At 54.1% G+C, this 3,464-nt stretch carries 4 protein-coding genes; 1 reads left to right on the top strand and 3 read right to left on the bottom strand.

Annotation, left to right across the window (positions count from 1 at the left end; genetic code table 11):
• The 3 genes from AACS18_RS03595 to AACS18_RS03585 form a co-directional block, all read right to left on the bottom strand.
• Positions 1 to 151: XapX domain-containing protein (locus tag AACS18_RS03595; RefSeq protein WP_108613712.1), on the bottom strand; the 151-nt coding region annotated here is incomplete at its 3' end.
• A 125-nt stretch (positions 152 to 276) separates the two neighbouring features.
• Entirely contained in the window at positions 277 to 1,551 is a 1,275-nt protein-coding gene (locus tag AACS18_RS03590; RefSeq protein WP_103251260.1) for a NupC/NupG family nucleoside CNT transporter, read from the bottom strand.
• Positions 1,552 to 1,773: 222 nt separating this feature from the next.
• Entirely contained in the window at positions 1,774 to 2,547 is a 774-nt protein-coding gene (locus AACS18_RS03585; protein WP_101317912.1) for a TatD family hydrolase, read from the bottom strand.
• A gap of 42 nt (positions 2,548 to 2,589) precedes the next feature.
• Here AACS18_RS03585 and AACS18_RS03580 point away from each other — a divergent pair, with 42 nt between their 5' ends.
• Complete coding sequence (locus AACS18_RS03580) at positions 2,590 to 3,216, top strand: type II secretion system protein (protein WP_108541573.1); 627 nt, start codon at positions 2,590 to 2,592, stop codon at positions 3,214 to 3,216.
• Positions 3,217 to 3,464: the final 248 nt, after the last annotated feature.

Here is a 3,464-nt window from a genome sequence, read left to right as displayed (position 1 = left end):
GGATCCAGGAGTAGGCCAATCCCCCCAGATAGACCCCGACGATCCCCATTACCCCGGACAAAACGGGAGGCGCAGGGATCGGCAATTTGAGGAAAGAAAACAACAAACCAACTATAAAGCCGGCCACCATCGCCAGTAGCACTTCATTCATATAACCTCCGATTTGACTCATTTTATTATTAGTTTAGATAGGAAAACGGTTGTCACCGCTCCATACGCGAACGCCACGGCAGATGCCGTGGCGTTCGTGTTTATACCCTGTCAGTCAGGCGGCGATTACATGCCGGACAGTGCCAGGAAGAAGCCTGCGATAGTGGCAGACATCAGGTTGGACAGAGAGCCAGCCAGTACGGCTTTCAGACCAAAGCGTGCAATGGTACCGCGGCGGTTCGGCGCCATGGACCCCAGACCACCCAGCAGGATGGCAACAGAGGAGAGGTTGGCAAAACCACACAGCGCGAAGGAGATGATCGCCTTGGTGTGATCGGACATGGCCACACCGTTGATCAGCACTTCGTCTTTCAGGTACGGAGCGAAGTTCAGGTAAGCCACGAATTCGTTCACTACCAGCTTCTGACCGATGAAGGAACCGGCAACCACTGCTTCATTCCAGGGCACACCGATCAGGAAGGCCAGCGGGGAGAAGATCCAGCCCAGCAGCAGTTCCAGAGAGAGTTGCGGATAACCGAACCAGCCACCCACACCGGAGAAGATGCCGTTGATCATGGCAATCAGACCGATGAAGGCCAGCAGCATGGCGCCGACGTTCAGGGCCAGTTGCATACCGGCAGAGGCACCAGCAGCAGCAGCGTCAATGACGTTGGCAGGCTTGTCATCCAGCTCGGCATCGGCAGAGCTTTCGTCGTAGTTCGGGGTCTCGGTTTCGGGAACCAGCAGCTTGGCGAACAGCAGACCACCCGGTGCAGCCATGAAGGAGGCAGCAATCAGGTACTCCATCTTCACGCCCATGGAGGCGTAACCGGCCAGTACGGAACCGGCAACGGAAGCCAGACCACCACACATGACGGCGAACAGCTCGGAGTCAGTCATCTTGGCGATGTAAGGACGAACCACCAGCGGCGCTTCGGTCTGACCGACGAAGATGTTGGCAGTTGCAGACAGGGATTCGGTGCGGGAAGTACCCAGTACTTTCTGCAGACCGCCGCCCAGCAACTTGATGACTATCTGCATGATGCCCAGGTAGTAGAGCACTGCAATCAGGGAAGAGAAGAAGATGATGACCGGCAGAACACGGAAGGCAAAGACAAAGCCGCCGCCACCAAACACTTCAAACATCTTGTTGCTGACCAGACCGCCAAACAGGAAGTCGATCCCGTTCTGGCCGTAGCTGATCACGCTGGATACCGCGTCGGATACGCCGACCAGGATATCGCGACCAACCGGAACATAGAGTACAAACGCCCCCAGACCGGCTTGAATTGCGAACGCACCGACAACGGTACGAACGTTGATTGCCTTGCGATTGCTGGAGAACAGCACCGCGATAAGGACGAGCGTCGCCATCCCTACCAGACCCATGAACAAATTCATTATTATCTTCCTCTAGTAGCACCTGGCTTGTTAGCGAGTTGTTATTAAACCCAACTAATCAAGGGGAGCGCATTATACTAATTAAAGTCCGATAAAATAGAATGCTGGTCACATTTTATCGTTATCAAAATGTCCAAGTGTCACAAAATTAGACAGCAAACGATTTTTACGCTCATTTTTTTTCCTGACAACTAAATCAGGTGTTGCGAATTTGTTTTATGGCTATTGGTCGTGATGGAAAATATGCCGGGCAGTTTCAAATAACACCTTGGCAACATCTGCCGATGGTTCATCCCGCAATGTCATCATTATTTCCGCTATTTTCGGCAGCGCTTCCGGTGTATTTCGGGAGCCTTGTGCGCCTTGCAACGGCATATCTGGCGAATCGGTTTCCAGCACCAGAGCCTCGAGCGGCATAGCCCGAAATACCTCTCGCGTCTTGTTCGCCCGCTCAAAACTGATTACCCCGCCCACCCCGAGTCGAAAGCCCAGTTGCCAGAAAGCCTCCGCCTGCTGCAACGAACCGCTGAAAGCATGGATCACCCCACCACGAGGCGGCTTGAAGCGGCGCAACAGCTTGGCCACAGTGTCATTGGCACGCACCGAGTGGATCATAAGGGGAAGCCCGGCATCAACAGCCAGCCGGACCTGAGCCTCAAACAGCGCAAGCTGCCCCTCCTGCGGCACGTGAGAACGGAGGTCAAGCCCGCACTCGCCAATGGCCACCAGCCCTGCAGGCTGGCTCATCACCAACGCTCGCAACCGTTCCATCACCCCCTCACGCTGTTCACCGGCATACCAGGGATGAACGCCCAGACCATAAAAGAGGCCGTCATGTTGCTCTGCCAGTGCCATCACACGAGTCCAGTTATCTTCTGCGATGGCAGGAATGATATACTCCGTCACCCCCAATGCCCGGCAACGGGCCAGCAGTGCCTCCCTGTCCTGGTCAAACACCGGAAAGTCGAGATGGCAATGGGTATCTATCAGCTGCATATCACTCACACCTGTTTGCGGTATTTAAATGGGTCATTGAACATGATGAACAACAGAAACAACGGCTTTACCCTGATTGAACTGGTGCTGGTGATCATAGTGCTGGGGATCCTGGCCGTCACCGCCCTGCCCCGCTTTATCAATATCAAGGATGATGCCCTGAAAAGCACGGTCTCGGCGACCGCAGGCAGCTTTGCCAGCGCGGTACAGCTGGCTAATGCAGGATGGGCGGTAGCCACACAAGGACAAGCACTCGCTCTATATAATCTGGGAAGCTTTGGCGCCAAGAATATGGACATCAATCTCTATGGCTGGCCGGTGGGCTCTGAAGAGGGCAGCGGAAAAGGCATAAACGAGACGTATGACCTGAGCAAACTGCCATCAGACTATATTTCTATTTCTGGAAATGATGACTGCAAGCTTGTCTTCAAGGAGTTACTCGAAACTGAATACACGGTTGCAGCCAGCAATGAAAACCAAGCTCTGCGCGACAAAGCAGACTACATATCTACAGTCAGCAGCAATTACAAAACCGACGAGCATGGTCAAACCCATAGGAATTGCACCTATATTCTTCGCGATTCTATCGGCCGCTTCCCGGATCACCCCAACGGCCTCGGCTTCGAGTACAACAGTGTTACCGGTGCCGTGACCCGCAATTTTGATTGAGCTCAGCCTCTTCTGTGCAAGCTCGCTCTTTGCTTGAATCATCATCATAACGAACCGGCGTGCAGCAGCGCCGGTTTTCCTGGGTGAGCCCCCACTCCTCGCACCACACGTCGTAACGGGCCAGCCAACGCAGCAATACCCCTTTCATCGTCACACCTCCGCCAACAGGTTCAGGTCAAAAACCATCCTAATCAGAGTCAGCAAGGGGAGCAAGTCATCCCCATGACCGCGATCGGGCGGAATAAAAA

This window comes from Aeromonas sp. HMWF015 (assembly GCF_963878965.1).
Taxonomy (GTDB): Bacteria; Pseudomonadota; Gammaproteobacteria; order Enterobacterales; family Aeromonadaceae; genus Aeromonas; species Aeromonas veronii.
This window is presented reverse-complemented; position numbering and strand designations above follow the sequence as displayed.